Here is an 18,132-nt window from a genome sequence, read left to right as displayed (position 1 = left end):
CGATGTCGAAGTCTTTCACGCAGATCGCTCCCGGCCTGGTGATCGCCGAGAAGTACAAGCTGGTGCGGCGGCTGGGAGAGGGGTCCATGGGTGTGGTGTGGGCGGCGCTCAACCTGTCCACGTCGCGCGAGGTGGCGCTGAAGCTGATTCACCGTCCGGATCCCGAGCTCCGGCGGCGGCTGCAGCGGGAGGGGCGGAACGGCGGGGCGCTGCGGCACCGCAACGTCATCGACATGTACGACATGGGGGAGACCGACTTCGGTGAGCCCTTCCTGGTGATGCAGCTCCTCACCGGGGAGACGCTCGCGGAGCTCCTCCAGCGCCGGCGCCGGCTCGACGCGGACATGGCGGCGTCGATCGGGCGCGACGTCGCGCGGGGCCTGTCCGCGGTGCACGCGCTGCACATCGTCCACCGCGATCTGAAGCCGGCGAACATCTTCCTGCACCGCGAGTCGGACGTGGACGAGCCGGTGGTGAAGGTGCTCGATTTCGGGGTCGCGAAGAACCTCGCCGTGAACGACGGCGTCCGCACGGCGACGGGCGGCGCTGTCGGATCGCCGCTCTACATGAGCCCGGAGCAGGTGAGGGCGGAGCCGAACGTGGATCACCGTGCCGACATCTGGGCGCTCGGGGTGGTGCTGTTCGAGATGCTGACCGGCATGCGCCCGTTCCAGGGGGACGCGAGGGCGGTCTTCACCGGGATCCTGACGGGGGAAATCCCGAAGGTTTCCCGGTACGTGCGACGGATCGACCCGGGGCTCGTGGAGCTCGTGGCGCGGTGCATGGCGCGCCATCCGGATGAGCGGATCGGGTCGGCGGCCGAGGTGGCGGATCTGCTCGACGGGTACGCGGGCGCGGGCGGGAGGGCAGGCGTGGGGGCGGGCGCCCCGGTGGGGGGCGGGGGGATCGGAGGGATCGGCGGGATCGCGGGCGGGCCGATGCCGCCGGCGGAGGTGCCGGGGTTGCCCGGGGCGGCGTCGGCGGGGGCGCCGCTGTCGCCGAGGGGCGGCGGGGGGATGCGGGCGGCGGGGACGCCGCTGCCGGGCGAGATGGCGCCGGGGGCGCCGCTGGCGCCGCTGGGCGGCGGGGGGATGCGGGCGGGGACGCCGCTGCCGGGCGAGATGCCGCCGGGGGCGCCGCTGGCGCCGCTGGCGCCGCTGGCGCCGCTGGGCGGCGGAGGGATGCGGGCGGGGACGCCGCTGCCGGGCGAGATGCCGCCGGGGGCGCCGCTGGCGCCGCTGGCGCCGCTGGGCGGCGGAGGGATGCGGGCGGGGACGCCGCTGCCGGGCGAGATGGCGTCGGGGGCGCCGCTGGCGCCGCTGGGGAGCGCGGGGTTCGGCGTGGCGCCGTTCTCGCCAATGCGCAACGGGGGGCCGGGAGGGGCGCCCCCGGTGCGGGTGGCCAGCGCCGCGCCGGCAGAGGCGCCGCTGTCGCCCAGGGGCAGCGCGGCGTCGGAGCCGGTGTGGAACGCCGAGCTCACCCAGAAGCTCGATTTCGACGCCATACCACCGGCTCCGGAGGCCGGGACGGGCGCGCCGCCGCTGCCAGCGTGGAGCCAGGACGAGCCGGGGAAATCGACGACCGCGCCGCTCACGCCCAGCCCGGAGGTGAGCCGGGCGGGGCAGCCGGGGCAGCCGTCGCCGTGGGCAGCGCGACCGACGCCGCTCCCTCAGCCGACGGCGCTGTCGACGGCGCCGCGGCGACAGGAGATCTGGAATCGCCTTCCCCCTCGTCCGGTCCTGGCGGCGCTGGCCGCCGGCGCGGCTGGCTTGCTCGGCGTGGTGCTCTTCTTTGCGCTGCGCTCGCCAGCGCCCGAGGAGAGCGCCGCCGCGCCCGAGGTGCTGCCGGAGGCGGGCATCGAGAACGACGTGAGCGCCGCCAGGCCGCCGGAGACGCCGCCCCCGCCGGCGGCCACTGCGCCTCAGGCTTCGGCTGCGCCGGAGCCGTCCGGGATCGACGAGCGTGCGGATGCGGGCGCGGCGGACACTGCGGCGGGCGCGGCGAGCGCGGAGCCCGCAGGCGCGGAGCCCGCGGTGGCGGAGCGGAATCAGCCGGCGGCGCCGGCAGTCTCGGTGAGCGCGGCGCCGCTGCGGACCCCGGCGCCGCAGCCGGCCCCGGCGCCGATGCGGTCCGTCGCTGCGGCGCAGCCCGGGGTGAAGCCTGCCGTGGAGCCGGCGGCGGCGCCGTCGCGATCGGCGCAGCAGCCCGCGGCCCGGCGGCCGGCTCCAGATCCCTGCGCGGGCAAGACGGGGTTCATCCGGACGAACTGCCTGCGGGAGCAGGCGAGGAAGAAGGACCCTTACGCCCCCTGAGCGGTGCCAGGCGGGCGGGCGAGTGGAACGGACGAGGCGACCGACGTCGAAGGGTCGCGTCTCACCGGCTCGACGCGGGAGCGACTGCGGTGGCCGGCAGCGCCGAGAACGCGGGGGCGAGGTGCGTACCGAGGCGACGACGTCGGCGAGGCGTCATGGCGCCGGAGCGCGCTGTGGAGACGAGAAGTCCAGCATCTCGCTGGCCTGACCCGCGTCGCCGTTCTGCCCGCTGCTGCCCGTGCCCGCGGGGCCCGGGTCGCCGAGCCGAAAGGTGGCGCCGTCGAGGGACGGGAGGGTGTCCGGAGTGCCCTGGAAGGCGATGCCGAGGGAATGGCCGCCCTGACCGCCGCCGCCGCGTCCGCCGGTGCCTCCCTGGCCCCCCATGCCGCCGGTGCAGCCATCCCGCATGCCGTCGATCAGAGCGCCGTTGACATCGCGCCCACGTAGTCCGCCTCTGCCGCCTCCGCCGCCCTGTCCGCCGGTCTGGCCTTCGGAACCATCGCCACCCTCGCCGCCGTTGCCGGCGATCAGGAGGACCTCACGGAAGGTGAGCTTTGCGTTGAGGCTCAGCAGGGCGATGCTCGACCCACCAGGAAAGCCGCCCTTTCCGCCAGCGCCGCCGCAGCCGCCAGCGCCGCCGTTGCCGCCACTGGCGCCACCGTTGTTGGAAAGAGGGCATGAATAATTCCCGCGGGCGCCTCCGCCACCCCCGCCGCCCTGGGCGGTTCGCCCGTTCTTGCCGTCCTGGCCGCGTACACCGGCGTAACCCATACTGGAGAGCTGGCCGATGCCGCGTCCCGCTGCGCCTGGCTCGCCGGGATCACCGTTTCTCCCCGGCCCGCCGTTGCTGCACGTCGTGCTTGCTGCGTCGTAGTTGCCAGCGTTGGGATAGAGCGCCTCGCCGGGAGAGCCGCTGAGGGCGCCTCCCCCGCGGTCCAGGAAGCCATTTCCGGCCCGTCCGCCGAGCGAGTCGTCGGAGGTATCCGGTGTGCCGCAGTCATTGGGCAGCGGCGCTACGGTTGACACCGTCTCTGCCGAGCATGCGTCATTACCGGGGGTGCCGTCGTTGCCTGGCTCGCGCTGCGCAGCAGGACCCGCTCCCGAGGCTCCGGGCGCCGCATCGCCCGCCTCGACGGTGCAACGAACCAGAGCGACCTTGCAGCGATCGGCGATCGCCGCAATGGCGGACTTTCCTGCGTCGGTCGGATCGATCTCCGGAGCGAAGATGTGGACATCCTCGAGGCGCACCGTGTCGCCCACAGCGCGCATCGTCAGAGGCACGACCCCGGGCGACGCCGTGAGGACCGTCCGTTTCTCACCATCCCATCGCCAGTTTGACTTGCAATCAAGCCCACCATGGATGGTCACGCCCGCGGTCACCGTGACCGCTTCCTCGAACGTCTCCGCGCACGCGTACACGCGCCGCGCGGCTTCATCCTCTTTCGTCACGGCGAGCTGGATGGCCTGCGCGAGCGTCTTCACCGGCGCGTCGGGCGTCCCCGCTCCGTCGTCGCTCCCCGTGCTCGACACGAACACTCCGCAGCTCTCGTCCGCGGTCCAGCTCTGCCCGTCGCTGGGCGCGCACCCCACCGGCGTCGGCTCTCCCCCTGCACCGCCTGTCCCGGTCGCGCCCCCGGTCCCTGTGGCGCCGCCTGTCCCCGAGCTGGTTGTCCCTACGGCGGTCATGCCGCCTGCTCCCCCTGTACCGCCCCCGTTCTCGCTACAGTACATGGGCTTGTGCTCGCAATCATCGTGGAGCGCGAACGGGAAGCAGCCGGCCAGATCGAGGCTGGCGGTCACGGTCCCGAGGACGAGCAGCGCGGCGGTACGAGCAGTCCGAGGCATCATCCATTCTCCGTCGTCTTGAGGTCACCGTCGTCAGAACGCCCCGCCAACCGAGAGCCCCACGTCGTGGATTCCCACCGTGGGCGTCACCCGCACGCGAGCCTCGGGCTCCGATGGCCCGCTCACGAGGCCATAGAGCAACGTCCCGAGGCCGACCGTCCCGGCTCCGACGAAGCTCCAGAACGCCACGTTGCTGTAACGCGCGCTCTCGTCCAGCGCCTCGCTCTGCTGCATGCACGCCGCCGGTCGGGGCGTGTTCGTGCACCCGTTCAGACCTCCGGTGGTCAGCTCACTCTTCAGCCGCTCGGCCTCGCCGGCCCTGTTGTTGGCCAGCACCGTGAAGAGCACGCCCGCCGCGGCGCCGACGCCGGTCGCGATCCCGCCCCCGACGAGCACCGCCGTCCGCCCGCCGTCCCGCGACACCCCGGGCGCCGGCGGGACGTCCGAGCCAGCGCCGGCGCGCTTCGCGTCGGGCGCCGGGGCGCGCTTCAGCTCGAGGACGACCGTCTCCGTGCCACCCGCGGTCGCCGCGACCGGCTGCGCCTGCGGCACGTACCCGTCGAGCTTCGCGCCGACCTCATGCCGGCCGGGATCGAGGAACAGTGGATCGGCGAGCGGCGCTCGCCCGACGCTCGCCCCGTCGACCGTCACCTCGGCCCCGTCCGGCGCGACCCGCACGGTGACGGCCGCGACCTGCGCCCGCGCCTCCTGGAGCGACGCCTCCGCGCGCTGCCGCTCCTGGACCTTCGTCGCGGGGACCTCGCGGAGGTAGAGCGTGAGGTACTCGGCCGCGTCGCGGGGCTTGCCCACCCGGAGGGAGGCCACACCCAGGTTGGAGGCGATCTGGTAGTGCGGCTTGATGGCCCACGCCGCGAGGAACGCCGCATGCGCGTCGTCCCACTTCCCGGCCTTGGCCGCCTTCACCCCGTCCTCGAAGAGCTGGCGCGCCTTGTCCGTCAGCGCGTCGCTCTCCTGCGTCTCGGCCCGAGGGGCCGCCTGCTGTGCACCGGCGACGGGCGCCAGCAAGGTGATGGCTACGCTCAAGGTCCACAGCAGCGGGCGCTTCGTCGTCATGATAAGTCCGGCGTTGCTCAGGGAGCTGCGGTTCAGGAGAAGGTTACCGCAGCACTTTACCCACCCTGGAGCTCGAACCGTACCCCTTCCGAGCGGTGACGGAAGCTTTTGTGGTCCCGTTCCATACGGGGTGCGATGGTGCAGCGGTGCCGTATGGGCCCGCTCTGTTGCGGCCACGGCATCGCAGCGGGCTCTGGCCCGCGGTGTCCCGCGCGAAAAGAGGAGCGCCCGGAGCGCCGGGGAGGGCGGGTGGCCGCCCTCAGACCGCGCTCAGATCCCCCATTTCGGCTTCGTCTCCTTCGTCTCCGCCGAGGGCTGCCGCGTGCTGGTCCTTGGCGGCTGGGGCTGCTGAGGCGCTGCTGTGTCGGCCGGCGGGCGGAACCGAGGCTGCGTGCCGGTGGCTGCTGCGGGGGGGCTGCGATCGACGGGGGGCGCGCTGGTGCGACCCAGAAGAGCCGTGCTGGTAGAACTGGCAGCCGGTGCGCTGGTGGCATCGGTCGACGGCGTGCTCGTGGCACCGGCAACCGGTACGCTGGGCGGAGCGGACCCCTGCATTGCTGATTCCGCGGGCAAGTCCGAGCCGGCGTCCATCAAGGGCGCGGATGGCACGATGAGAGGTGCAGCACTCGACGGCTCCGGGAGCTGATTGGCCGAGGTCGACGGGGTCGATGACGGAGCGTCGCCGGTCGCCCCGGGGTTGGAGGGAGCGAGCTCGGTGGTCGCCTGGGCACCTGCCGGGGAGGGATGCTCGGCATACCGGCCGTAGAGCGCTCCCATGGTCACGCCGATCCCGCTGAGCGCGACCGCTGCTCCCGCGACGAGGACCCATGTCGCCCGTGCGGAGGAACGGCGTCCACCCGAGGGCTTGGCGACATTGAGCGAGCCCGTCAGCGTGCCCGCCGAGACAGGACCTGCCAGCGGCGGCACCGGAGGGAGCGGCCCGGCCGGGGTCGTGCCACCCGGGCCAGGCGGCATTCCGGGAAGGGGCGTCGCGGTGCCCGCGACGAAGCCGGTGGGGGCGGCCACGTGCGTAGAGTCGCGATGCGATGACGAAGCGACGGAGCGGGGACGCAGGCGCCGAAGTCCCGAGCCTGACGACGGCGGTGCTGAAGCTGTCGGCGCCGCATGTCGCGTGGCAGGGCCGCGAGGACGCCCCCGCCCGCGCGAAGGGGCGCCCGCGTCGCGCGGCCTCGCAGCAGGAGCGCGCGGGAGTTGCCGAGGCCGCCGGCGTGCGGCGCCGCAAGACCGCCGCCCAGCCGTTCGCGGAGGAGGTGGGCGAACGGCCGCCGACCGGAGGCGCGGACAAGCCGCGCCGAAGCGAAGCGACCCGAAGGCGCCCCGCCAAGACGAACTCGACGGTGGCGGGGCGAAGCGACGACAGCACCGGCTCGACGAGCCGACGCACCTCGGCGCGGAGAGGACGCGCGCCCCACTCGGCCGCTCCGGACGCGACGAGCGCTGTGGGCGCGACGGAAGCGGGCAACGCCGCACGATCAGCGGTCGCGGAAGGCGAGCCGCGAGCCGGTGATCCGAGCCAGGTCCAGGTACTTGAGCCGCCCCTCGGCGATGAGGCGTTGTCGCGTCGCGACCCAGTTCTTGGGACTCAGGTCGAGGATGCGACGGAGCGGGTAGCTCGGAGCCACGGTCAGGATCTCCTGCAAGTACAGCTCGGGGTCGAGCCCGTGCATCTGGCAGGTCGCGATGAGCGACGTGATGGCACACGCCCGGACAGCATGCTCGTCGCTGCCGTGGAACAGCCAGTTGCGCCGTCCCTTGACGACGCGGCGCAGAGCCCTCTCGCTGGCATTGTTGTGGATGGGGATCTCCCCGTTGGAGAGGAACTCGCAGAGCGCCTCCCTCTGGTTGTGCAAATAGACCAGCCCCTCGCGCAACGGCGAATGCTCCGGGACGACCTGCCGCTGCGCCTCGGCCCAGGCGAAGAGCTTCTCGATCAGCGGTGCGGACTCGCGCTGCCGGATCGCGAGGCGCTCGTCCGGGCTGCACAGGGCGCATTCCTCCTCGACGCGGAAGAGCGCCTGGAGGGTCTGGAGCGCGAACGCCGCCTCCTTGCCCGCCCCGGCCTTGAACGCCTTGAAGAAGCGCCTCCGTGCATGGCTCCAGCAGCCGGCCTCGCGGGCCTTGCCCGGCCCGAACAGCACGTTGTGGTTGGCCGAAGCATCGGCGACGAGCGTCCCCTGGTAGCCGCCGAAGAGCTTCGCGACGGTGAGGCCGTCGTACGTCGGTGTATAGCGGAACAGCACGCCATCGCCTGGCGCGACCAGGACGAAGACATGCCCATAGCGGTGCTTCTCCTTGGCCCGGATGGCGGTGCCCGTCGCGTCCATGGCGAACCACGACCTCGAAAGCGCGTCGCTCCACATGGCATCGGCAATGCGCATCGCGATGCCGCCGCAATCGTACTGCCAGCGTGTCATGTTGCTGCGGCCGATGCGAAAGCCGTGGCGATCCGACTCCACCTCTTGCCGGTAGTAGGGCATGTGGTAGTCGAGCTTGTGGACGAACAGGTGGGCCAAGAGGCTCGGATCGGCAAGGCACCTGTCGATCGGGCGCTCCGGCAGCGAGGCGATCTTCACCGGTCCGCCGCTGTCCTCCTCAGCGTCCGATTCGGGCGTGTAGCGTACGAGGACGCCGTCGACGAAGGGGCTTTGCTTGAAGCCCGTGTCCGTGGGGATCCCCAGGAACTCGTGCTCCCGCAGGACGAGGGGCTCGTCGAGCTCGCGCGTGAAGGCCGACCCTACGGCTGGCAAAGAAGCAGGCTCCTGGCCCGCTGCGCGGCTCGCCGCCGGTACCTCCGCCTTGGCCACGTACTTGGGTCGACGCCAGACGATCTCCACGGGGCCGCCGCGCCGGTGGCCGATAACCGAGCTGTCTTCGACGCCCACACGCTCGAAGCGCTCGATGCCCTGGAGCAGCACCTCCGGCGGCAGCGTCTCGATGATCACCCTCGGGATGACACCGATGCGACGGCGCCCGTGCTCGTGGCGCTTAACTCGCTTGCCACCTCCGGGATCGGAGCCGGAGGAGGACTCTGCCGTCCCCCCACGCTCCGGCGGCCTCGCGGGGTCCGGCGGCGGGCTGCTGCCCTCGCTCGGGTCCGCTTCGGGCGAGGTGCCGAGGCTCTCGGCCTGCGACGCGGGAGCCGGACAGGCGCCTGGCTCACCGGCCAGCGAAAGCCGCAGCTGGTCAGGCGAGATCTGCTCGGAGACGTGGCGCCGGAACCCGATCTCCAACGTCCGAATCGTCTCCTGCAGCTGTCGATTGTACGCCTTGAGCGACTCGACGGAGCGAGCGAGCTCTTGGGCCTGCTGCTCCGCCGTCGAGAGCTCGGTCAGCCTCGCCTCGAGCTCCTGCACCCGCCGGAGCAGCGCGTCGACCGCCGACGCGGGGTCGGCGGGGCTCCCCTGTCCTTGTCCCCTGGCCTGGAGATAGCCGAGCACGAGCGCCGCGCCGTCAAGGCGCTCTGTCTCCGCCGACTGCGGCAGCTCGGTCCCACCGGGTCGTGTCGTCGAGGTCAAAGCGCGCCATGGATGCCCGCTCCGCTTGCTCCTGGCAAGTACCTTACGTAGACACTTTCCGCTGTTTTTTGATGAGAATATTTTGTCGAAAGTGGGAACGCGGAACAAGCGTGATGCGCCCTCGGCGCTGCGCTGTCGCGAGGTCTTCGGGATGATGCAACTCGCGCCCTGCTCCACCTCGGCATCGGGCTGAGCCGGCCGCCATCGGGCCGCGCTGGCGCCCGTAGCGCGGTGTCCGGCAGCGCGGTGGACGAGCGCCGGCGCAGACACCTCAGTGCACCACGCGGCGGCGGCTTGCCAGCTCTTCCACGGGTAGACCGGCGAGCAGCTGCGCGAAGTCCTGTGCTGACAGCTCTATACACTTGCCGTCGGCCTCGGTGAACGAGGGCAGAGCAAACGCACCCTTCGAGAGACGCTTGTACAGAATTGTGTATCCGTTGCGGTCCCACCAAAGTGCCTTCAGCCGGTTGCGCCTCTTGTTAAGGAACAAGAACAGCGCGCCGCTGGCCGGGTCCAGGCACAGCACCTGCCGGGTGATCGCGGCGAGCCGGTCGAACGCGCCACGCAAGTCCACTGGTCCGACCGCCAGATACACGGCTATCGTCGCGGGCGTCACTGCCCCCTCCGCAACGCTTCGATCGCTTCCACGAGGTCGCGCGCGCCTATCCCACGTACCTGCATCCGTGTCCCATCGGCAAATGCGACGTTGAGCCGCAAAGGCGGCGCCTCTCGGCGCTCCGGGCGCACCACGACGGGTAGGAACGAAACATGCTGAGCCGCCTTGATGGTCGCTGGCAACGCCCCCTCATCTGCGCGCTCACCGCCAGCCACCCATCGGTCGGCCGTCATCTTGTGGACACCGAGCTCCGTGGCGATCTCGGTCGGCGTCGCCCCCGCCCGGGAACGCTCCCTGGCGTACGCCTCGGCTCGCTCTCGCAGCTCGCCCGGGTACTTCCCACGGCTCTTCTGCTCTCGATACCTCGACAGCTCCGCACGCAGCTGCACCAGCTCCCTGCTTCCTGGCATCGCTCGCTCCTCTTCGCTCGACGAGGGCACGGCCCTCATCGGACGCCGCGTAGCGTGCAACCGAAGCTGGCCAGGGAAAAGACGCGGTCTGCGGAGCGGCTACGCCCGCGATGCGCGCGAACTCGGCGACCATCTCGCGGACGGTCTGGAACCGGTGGGTCCGGTCGCGCGCCAGCGCCCGGTGGAAGAAGGCGTCGATGGCCGGGGGCAGGTCGGGGGCGAGCTGGGTCGCGGAGGGGATCGGGTCGACGAGGATCCTGGTCATGACATGCGCGAGCACGTCGCCCGGGAAGGGGAGGTATCCCGTGACCATGCGAAACAGGATGACCCCGAGGGCCCAGAGGTCGCTGCGCGCGTCGAGGTCGCGCTCGGCGCGCAGCTGTTCCGGGCTCATGTAGTGGGGAGAGCCCATCACCTCGCCGGTCGTCGAGGCATCGGCCACGAGCTTGGAGGTCGTCTCCTTGGCGATGCCGAAGTCCAGGAGCTTCACCATATCCTCGTCCTCGCCGTCGACGCGCGCGAGGAAGAGGTTGGCGGGCTTCAGATCGCGGTGGACGAGGCCAGCGTCGTGCGCGCTGCGCAGGGCCTTGCCGGTCTGGGCGAGGATGCGATGCGCTTCGAGGAGCGGGAGGCGGCGGCGCCGCTGGAGGCGCGTGTTGAGGTCCTCGCCCTGAAGGAGCTCCATGACGAGGTAGGGGACGCTCTCGTGGATGCCGAAGTCGTGCACCTGCACGACGTGCGGCGTCTTGAGCTGCGCCGCCGCGCGCGCCTCGCGCTCGAAGCGGGTGCGGAACGCGGGGGAGCTGGCGTAGGCCGGGTCCATGAACTTGACGGCGACCGGCGTGCCGAGCTGCAGATGGTGCGCGACCCAGACCGAGCCCATGCCGCCGCGAGAGAGCGGGCGCTCGAGGCGATACTTGCCGATGAGGACGGAGCCGGCGCCGAGGTGCATAGGGAGGCGGGAGGAGAGGGCGGGAGCAGCCTAGCGGATCCGGGGGCGGGGGAGGAGGGGATGGGGATGGGCGGGGGGAATTTTGGTGTGAGGGAGGGCGGGGGGCCTGGCGCCGGCATTCGAGGAGGGCGGTCTATTGACCCTGTCGCGGCCGCTGCCGGAGCCGCCTCTGTCGGGGCTCCGGCAGCGATGGTCACGCCGTGCAGCGAGAGCTCGGTTCCGTGGAACGCCAATCCACTTCGGTTCCCGCTGAGTCCGTCGTCGTTTCCGCCATCGCTGCCTGTGCGCTCGGAACCGCCATAGCAGACGTCGGTAGAGGAGTTGGTCGAGTCGTCCGTCTGGGACGCTGCTACTCTATCCCCCTGTGTCACTTCGGCGGCTTGTGGAGGCCGCCGTTACCGGATCTGCCGCAGGCGCAGTTCTTGAGCGTGACGTCGTCGAAGCAGACCGGTTTTGGGGTTGATGAGAGCCGTCGCCGGGACCGTGATCTTCACGGCATGTGCACGGAACTCCGAAGCTGACGGAGCTTTCGCGATGTACGCTTCGGCATTGTCCAAATGCCGATGGCGCATCCTGCGATCGTTTCTCGTGTACGATGAGGTGGTACGCGCCACGGGCGTCGAACTGAGACGACCCGATCGGTTCTGCATCACTCATGCGTCATGAATACCGATCACGGCTGAGCTGTCATCGGGCAAGCCGTGCTCTCGGCAAAGTTCCAACATTGGGCGACAAGGCCGTCGGCACCACTTGCCCCGTTGTCCGGTGCGGTGCCTCCTCCCGGGGCGCCTGTACCTGCATTGCCGAGCGTGAATGAGCTGTTGCTGATTTTCCGCAACTCTCCCCCACGAAAGGCGATGCCGAGCGAGTGACCACCGTGGCCACCGCCACCCGGGCCGCCATTGCCGCCTGCGCCGCCGCGCCCGCCCGCGCAACCGATCTTGGCATCACCTGCAGGGGCCCCCGGTTCGCCGCCCGCGCTCCCCTCTCCGCCTGGCTGGCCTCCTCCTCCGGGACCGCCGTCCCCAGCGTTGCGAGCAACAAGGCTTACTCCTTCGAGGGAGACCGTAGCGTCGACGACAACCAACGCGATGCTGGAGCCCCCGGGATGTCCCCCGTGGCCCCCTTGACCCCCACAGCCCCCGCTGCCGCCCGAGCCGCCGCTGGCGCCAGGCAGCAGAACCTCGTTGCTGCCCCCGCACGTCGCTGCTCCGCCCCTGGCGCCACCTCCGCCGCCCCCGCCTTGACCGGGCTTGCCAGCGCCACCTCGCTCTGCGGGCGCTCCGGTGTAGCCATTCGCGTCGATGGTGCCCAGGCCTTCGGAAGGAACGGCTGGTTCACCGGGAGCACCTGGCGCTCCCGCGGCCCCACCGGTGCACGCCTGGCCAGCTTTTTCGCCGGTGCCGCCTGTTCCTTGGGCCGGCTGTGATGTGGCCGGCTTCCCAGACGAGCCGTTGCTGGCAGCGGAGAGTATGGGATTTTCGACAGTGCCCGTCGCCTGCCCGCCATCGCCCCCTTTCCCTCCTTCGGATTGCCCGCCAGCGCACCGTATGGCTGGACCTGCTGGACCCTCGTGCGTAACTCCTGGGCTGCATGCCGCCAGGCCTGCCTTGCCATCGATGCCGTCGAGCATCGGATCCTTCGCCATGGTCCCCGCCTGCGCTCCGCTTGTCGCATCACCCGCGATGACAGTTCCATTGACGATGGTGACATTCCCCCCATTCACCAATAGCGCGATCGACGACTTCCCTGGGGAATTGTCGTCTGTAGCGCTGGCGTTCTCTGCGGTGATATGGAGATTCTCGATCCGGCTCTCGCCGCCGTTTAGTGTCAGAGGAATTGTGTCGGGTGGTCCCTTGAGTTCCGCGTTCGTCCGTGATGACCAGCTCCAGGTGTTCTCGCAGTCCGTGAAGCCAGCGTAGATCTTAACTCCATCCCTGAAGACTACGCCAGCGTCCTCGGTGTATAGCTTCGCGCATGCATAGACTCGCTTCGGGCTTGCTGTGGCCGCCTCGGCGAAGCGCTGGAAAGGTTGCGCTTTTGTTCCTGTTCCGCCAAGGGCGGCATTGGGATTTACGAAGATGCCACATCTGTCGTCTGGAGATTCGCCGTTTTCGCTTGGCTCGCAATGCCAGGTGCAACTATCGCTCTCACAGGTGTCGCCTAGCTCATAGCGGTCGGGTATGCATCCGGCCCCGTTTGTGACCACTGATACCGTGGCTATAAAGAACACAGAAGCTAGATGGCGACGATGACGCATCGTGACTCCCCAGGATTGCGTGCTCGCAAGATCAAAATGTTCCACTCAGCGAGAGCCCGGTTGCGTTCTCTTGCCAAAGCGGTGCCACCTTTACGCCGGAGATTGTTGTCGGAGTTCCGGATGTTGCAATTCCATAGATCAGTGTGCTTGCGCCGATCGCGCCCGCCGCTACGAAGCTCCAAAATGCCGAATTTGTGAGTTCGACTTTGGTGAGCACAGTGCTCTTTAGCTCTGCGCATTTTGATGGATCTATATTGGGGCATATCGCAAAACCATCGCCTTGCGCGATGAGTTCATGCCTCAATTTCTCGGCGTCGCTCGCTCGTTCATTGGCTATAAGGGTGAGGACGACTCCTGTCGCAATCCCGAGCCCAGCAGCTGCGCCACCGCCGATAAGTACCGCAGTCCTAGGCAACGCGGCCTCGTGCGATATAGCTGCACCATGAGGTCCCCCACCGGACCGACCGTTCTTCTTGTCGTCGAGATGAAAATTCTGTCCAGCATCGGCATGCGGTGCCGCTACTAGTGGCAGCGCATCTACCTCCGCTTCGTTGATCTCAACTCGTTCTCGTGCCCCTTCCACTAAGAAAATTACTCTTGTTAGCGGGGTACGCCTGGGCACACGAACAACCAAGGTGTGTCGGCCTGGATCACGTTGCACGGGACCTGAAAGCGAGACTAGTTCCTCGTCAAGCGTTATGTCTAATGCCTGAAGCGCGGCCCCAGTTAACACGACCTCCACGGTCGGTATGCGCGGCTCCAAGGCAGCGAGCTCCTTCTTGGCATCCGTCTTGGCTTCTATGAACTCGGGGGGCACGCCGGTGGCAATCTTCTCATTCACGACGAGTTGATATGCGGCTCGGGCGTCGAGCAAGCGTCCCAGCTTGACGTGGCAGCGGGCCATCATGAGCAGGAACGCGGGCGCATGGGTTTTCGCCTCGGCCTCACGAAAGGCGCGGAGCGCCTCTGTGTAGCGGTGAGCCTCGTAATGTTCCCAGCCCCGCTCGGCGAGCGCGACGGCGACTGCCTTGTCCTGCTGCGACGAGGTCTGCGCCGTTTGCGCCGCCGCAGAGGATGCGCAAAGCATGCCGGCGAGGAGCAGGTAGAATCCTACCGAACCATGCCTCATCTCAACCTCGATTGTAGGAAGGGCTCATGCATGACGACCGGAGCACCGGGTGTCGTTATCGCATCGCGATGGCATGGCACGGCATCATTCTCGCAGCGCAGACTTGTCCCAATCTTCGAGCGGATCGCTGGCGCAGGATAACCCTGCTCTACAACGGGAGTCTGTCAGCCTTCTCCCCGTTCGCGCCGGCGTGAGCTTCCTCGATGGAACCGCCGAGGCCGGCCGCGCCCAGCTCGAACGTCACCCCCTGCAGAACGGGCGCCGCGCCCTGAAATGCGATCCCGATGGAGTGACCGCCGCGTCCTCCGCCACCAGGGCCGCCCTTGCCGCCCGTGCCGCCCGGACCCCCGTCGCATCCGTGCAGCAGGTTGCTCGTGCTGTCACGAGGGGCTTCCCCGCGCGGGCCACCCATTCCCCCCATTCCGCCGTCCTGTCCAGGGCCGCCGTCGCCGCCCTTGCCCCCGTTGCCCGTCTTGATCGTGACGTCATCGAAGGACAGCCCGGAGCGGATGCTGATGAGAGCAATGCTGGCGCCGCCCGGGCCGCCTCCTCTGCCGCCGGCCCCGCCACAGCCGCCCGCGCCGCCAGAACCGCCGCTGGCTCCACCGAGCGGCGGCGTGCCATCTGCGCACGAACGCGGCGGACTGGTTGGCGTCGTCGGAACGCCGCGCGCGCCGCCCCCGCCCCCGCCACCTTGCGCCGTGGTTCCGGGAGCACCGGGACCGCCGGATACACCGATGTAGCCCTCGGATGAGATGCTGCCGTCGTCTTTGGCACCGCTGCCCGGCTGGCCGTCGCTGCCGTTTTCTCCCGCGATACCGGGCGCACAGGAGGCCGCGCCTACTTGCCCGAGACCGCCGTTCATCGCTACTTCGGGATACCCTGATACTCCAGGATCACCACTGGCATGCCGACCCGCCCCCCCGGCGCCGCCGATGGAGTCATCGGTGTCCTCGGGGGTGCCACAATCATTGATCGCCGCGTCGCCGCCGACAACGGTGCTCCCTTCGCACGCATTCTTCCCTGGGTTACCGTTTGCACCCGCGCTGGCAAGCTTCTCGTAGGCCTCCCCATCGAAGCCAGGTGCCGCATCCCCGGCTTCAAGCGTGCAGTGCCTCAGCTCTACCCGGCTCACGGATTCTGCCACTGCGGCGATCGATGACATCCCTGGCTCCGCCGAGTCATCTTGCGGGATCGACCTTGCTATGACATCGACATTCTCCAGGTGAACGACTTTCTGGCTATTCCCTCCTGTGATCTTCAGCGGGATCGTCCCCGCTGGCGCCGTGATGGTCGTTCGTGTCTTGTCGTCCACCCATTGCCAGACGAGGCCATCCTCGCCTTTGTCGCAGGTGAGGCCACCGTACAGCGTTGTTCCGGCTGGGACCTCGACCGCCCCATCAAACTCCTCGCGGCATGCGTACACGGGCTTCGACCTGGCCTCTGCGAGGATGAGCGCTCTCGCAAGAGATTTCACCGGCATCTGAGACGTGCCGTCGTTGTCGTCGTCACCCTGCCCGTCCGATACGAACACGCCGCAGGTCTCTGCTGCGGTCCAGGTCGCGGGGTCGCTGGGGTCACACCCCTCAGGCGTTGGATTCTCGACAGGAGCCCCAGAGTACTTCTCGTTCGAGTCGCCCTGCGGGAACGGAAAGTCGATGCATCCAGCGTGACTGGCGCCCATGGCCATCGCTGTTAGAAAGACAATGGAAGCGAGGTGGGCACGGCGGCGCATGGTGCAGTCTTCTCCCTGTCGACTCTGGTGAGGTCAAAAAGATCCGCTGGCAGACACCCCGGCCGTGTGCGGCCCCCAGAGGGGCGTCACCTGTACGCTCCGGCTCGGCCCGGTAGATTCCATCGTCACGAGGCCATAGATGAGCGTGCCAATTCCGACCGCTCCGCCCGCCACAAAGCTCCAGAACGCCGAGTTGCTGTGGTCTATCCTGGCGTCCACCGCGTTGCTCAGATCTGCGCACTTCGTCTGATTCACCGTGGGGCACTTCTCCCCTCGTTCATCTTCGGCGACCAACTCGGCCCTCAGTCGCCTGGCGTCGCTGGCCCGCCCGTTGGCGAGCACCGTGAAGAGCACGCCTGCACCCACGCCGATGCCGGCCACGACGCCACCCCCGACGAGCACCACCGTCCGCACGTTGTCCTGCCGCTGGATTGGCGCCGTCGTCCCCACTGGGCCGGGACCCATCACCACCTGAGGTGCCGGCGTGCGCTCGAGCTGGAGCACCACCTTCTCGGTCCCGCCCGCTGCGGCGACAATAGGTCGTGTGACAGACACGTGCCCGTCGAGCCTCGCGCCGACCTCGTGCCTCCCCGGGTCGAGGAACAGAGGATCCGCGAGCGGCGCCTTCCCCACGGCCGTCCCGTCGACCGTCACCATGGCCCCTGCCGGCGCCGCCTGCACCGTGACGGACGCGACCTTCGCGAGCGCCTCCTTCAACGAGGCTTCCGCGCTCTGCCGCTCTTTCACCTTGGTGGCAGGCGCCTCGCGAAGATACCGCGTCAGGTACTCTGCCGCCTCGCGGTTCCGGCCCAGCTTCAGGCAGGTCACCCCCAGGTTCGACGCGATCTGGTAATGCGGCTTGATCGCCCACGCCGCGAGGAACGACGCGTGCGCATCGGCCCATTTCCCTGCCGCCGCCGCCTGTCTCCCCTCTTCATAGAGCTGCCGCGCCTTGTCCGTCAGCGCGTCAGTCTCCTCAGAGACGGCCGGCGTGGCCGCCTGCTGTGCGCCGGCCGCCGGCGCCGTCAACGCCACGGCCACGCCCAAGCCCCACAGCAGCGGACGCTTCTTCATCGTCAGAGTCATCAGAAGTCTGGCTTCCCTTCGGGGAGAGGCGGCTCGGCGGTGCTCGACGCGGGCACCTTACCCCCTCGGGGTTTTGGTTCAAAGCGCCCCGTCGCGGCCCCACCCGCCTTGGTATTCCTGGTCCGCCCCGATGACTGCGTCTTCGGCTGCGGCTCGTCCTGCTGCGGCTGCTCTTGCCCCGCCTGCGGCTTCGCTGTCTCTGCCGGCAGCGCCCACGGCGACGGCAGCGCCGTCGCGGAGGGCGCGCCGGTCGCCGCCGCGCCGGTCGCCGCCGCGCTGGCCTCGCCGCTCGGCTCCGGCGGTGCTGTGCTCCCCGAGGACGGCGGCGTCACGCCCGCTCCCGTCGCGTCGGGCACGGCAGACCCCACCCCGGGGACCCTCTGCGTCACCAGCACCGCCACCACGCCCGCCACCGCCGCGAAGCCGAGCCCCGCGACGGCCCACATCCACTTCCGCGACGCCGCCGGCTTCTCCACGATGACCGGGATCTCGTCGCGCTCCTCCCCCGCGCCGCCGGCCGGCAGCGGCGCCCCCGCCGCCGGCGCCCCCCACGCCCCCCACGCCCCGCTCGCCGCCAGCCCCGCTGCGCCGCCCGCCGGCTGCCCAGGAACGGCGTTCCCCAGGCCCGCCTGGCCCATCCGCACGGGCCCCGTGCTCCCTGCCTCCACCCCCGCCGACAGCGCCGCGCCCCCCAGGAGCTTCTCCGTGTCGATGACCAGCGTCCCCTTCGGCCCGACCTGCTGCGCCGCCGACACCGACGCCGGCCCGCCCGCCGCCCCCGTCACCCCAAGCCCCGCCGCGGCGCCGGCGCCCGCCTCCGCCAACCCGCCGCCCGCCCTGCCGGGCGCGTCATTCCACCGGAGCCCCACGGCCCGCTGCGACGGCGGCGCACCCCCCGCAGCCCGCCGATCCAGCTCCTGCAGCGCCCCCGCCGGTGCCGGTATCGTCGGGCCAGCGCTCGCAGCCCCGCCGTACCGCGCCGGCGCCCCCAGCGGGGCCGTCCCGCCCTGCTGCGCCGCGAACCGCTCGCGCCACCCGCCGAACTGCGGCTTCTCCTCCAGCTCGCCCTGCGGCCGCGCCCCGAACATCCCCCGCGCGATCTCCCCCTCGTCCTCCGCGACATCCTCGATCCGGAGCATCACCCCGTGCCGGTGGTCCTCCATCGTGACGTCGCGCT

General features: G+C 70.0%; 10 protein-coding genes and 1 pseudogene. 2 read left to right on the top strand and 9 right to left on the bottom strand.

Going from position 1 to position 18,132, the window contains the following annotated elements:
* The first annotated feature begins 2 nt into the window (after nucleotides 1-2).
* Nucleotides 3-2,312 (top strand): protein kinase domain-containing protein, encoded by a 2,310-nt coding sequence (locus WME76_RS44365; protein WP_437962258.1) that lies wholly within the window; start codon nucleotides 3-5, stop codon nucleotides 2,310-2,312.
* Between the two features lie 153 nt (nucleotides 2,313-2,465).
* Here WME76_RS44365 and WME76_RS44360 read toward each other — a convergent pair whose 3' ends face one another.
* Nucleotides 2,466-3,848: a hypothetical protein gene (locus WME76_RS44360; RefSeq protein ID WP_437962257.1), complete on the bottom strand. Its 1,383-nt coding sequence runs from the start codon at nucleotides 3,846-3,848 to the stop codon at nucleotides 2,466-2,468.
* Nucleotides 3,849-4,190: 342 nt separating this feature from the next.
* Nucleotides 4,191-5,231 (bottom strand): PEGA domain-containing protein, encoded by a 1,041-nt coding sequence (locus WME76_RS44355; RefSeq protein WP_437962256.1) that lies wholly within the window; start codon nucleotides 5,229-5,231, stop codon nucleotides 4,191-4,193.
* Between the two features lie 457 nt (nucleotides 5,232-5,688).
* Here WME76_RS44355 and WME76_RS44350 point away from each other — a divergent pair, with 457 nt between their 5' ends.
* A complete protein-coding gene (locus WME76_RS44350) occupies nucleotides 5,689-5,877 on the top strand; it encodes a hypothetical protein (RefSeq protein ID WP_437962255.1) in 189 nt (62 codons plus the stop codon).
* 847 nt (nucleotides 5,878-6,724) lie between these two features.
* Here the strand turns inward: WME76_RS44350 and tnpC are convergent.
* From tnpC to WME76_RS44315, 7 genes and pseudogenes are all read right to left on the bottom strand, one after another.
* Nucleotides 6,725-8,767 carry an IS66 family transposase gene (gene tnpC, locus WME76_RS44345; protein WP_437954404.1) on the bottom strand — a complete coding sequence of 681 codons (2,043 nt, stop codon included), beginning with the start codon at nucleotides 8,765-8,767 and terminating at the stop codon, nucleotides 6,725-6,727.
* A 271-nt stretch (nucleotides 8,768-9,038) separates the two neighbouring features.
* Nucleotides 9,039-9,362, bottom strand: coding sequence for an IS66 family insertion sequence element accessory protein TnpB (tnpB, locus tag WME76_RS44340; protein WP_437954403.1), 324 nt, complete (start codon nucleotides 9,360-9,362; stop codon nucleotides 9,039-9,041).
* A gap of 222 nt (nucleotides 9,363-9,584) precedes the next feature.
* On the bottom strand, nucleotides 9,585-10,745 hold the full coding sequence (locus WME76_RS44335) for a serine/threonine-protein kinase (RefSeq protein ID WP_437958957.1): 1,161 nt from the start codon (nucleotides 10,743-10,745) through the stop codon (nucleotides 9,585-9,587).
* Between the two features lie 2,291 nt (nucleotides 10,746-13,036).
* Nucleotides 13,037-14,134, bottom strand: a complete 1,098-nt coding sequence (locus tag WME76_RS44330) for a tetratricopeptide repeat protein (RefSeq protein ID WP_437958958.1) — start codon at nucleotides 14,132-14,134, stop codon at nucleotides 13,037-13,039.
* Between the two features lie 148 nt (nucleotides 14,135-14,282).
* Nucleotides 14,283-15,869, bottom strand: coding sequence for a PGRS family protein (locus WME76_RS44325; protein WP_437958959.1), 1,587 nt, complete (start codon nucleotides 15,867-15,869; stop codon nucleotides 14,283-14,285).
* 33 nt (nucleotides 15,870-15,902) lie between these two features.
* Nucleotides 15,903-16,943 (bottom strand): PEGA domain-containing protein, encoded by a 1,041-nt coding sequence (locus WME76_RS44320; protein WP_437958960.1) that lies wholly within the window; start codon nucleotides 16,941-16,943, stop codon nucleotides 15,903-15,905.
* A gap of 11 nt (nucleotides 16,944-16,954) precedes the next feature.
* Nucleotides 16,955-18,132, bottom strand: a pseudogene (locus tag WME76_RS44315) (hypothetical protein); the annotation flags it as partial.

This window comes from Sorangium sp. So ce119 (genome assembly GCF_051524405.1).
GTDB classification, from domain to species: domain Bacteria; phylum Myxococcota_A; class Polyangia; order Polyangiales; family Polyangiaceae; genus Sorangium; species Sorangium cellulosum_G.
This window is presented reverse-complemented; position numbering and strand designations above follow the sequence as displayed.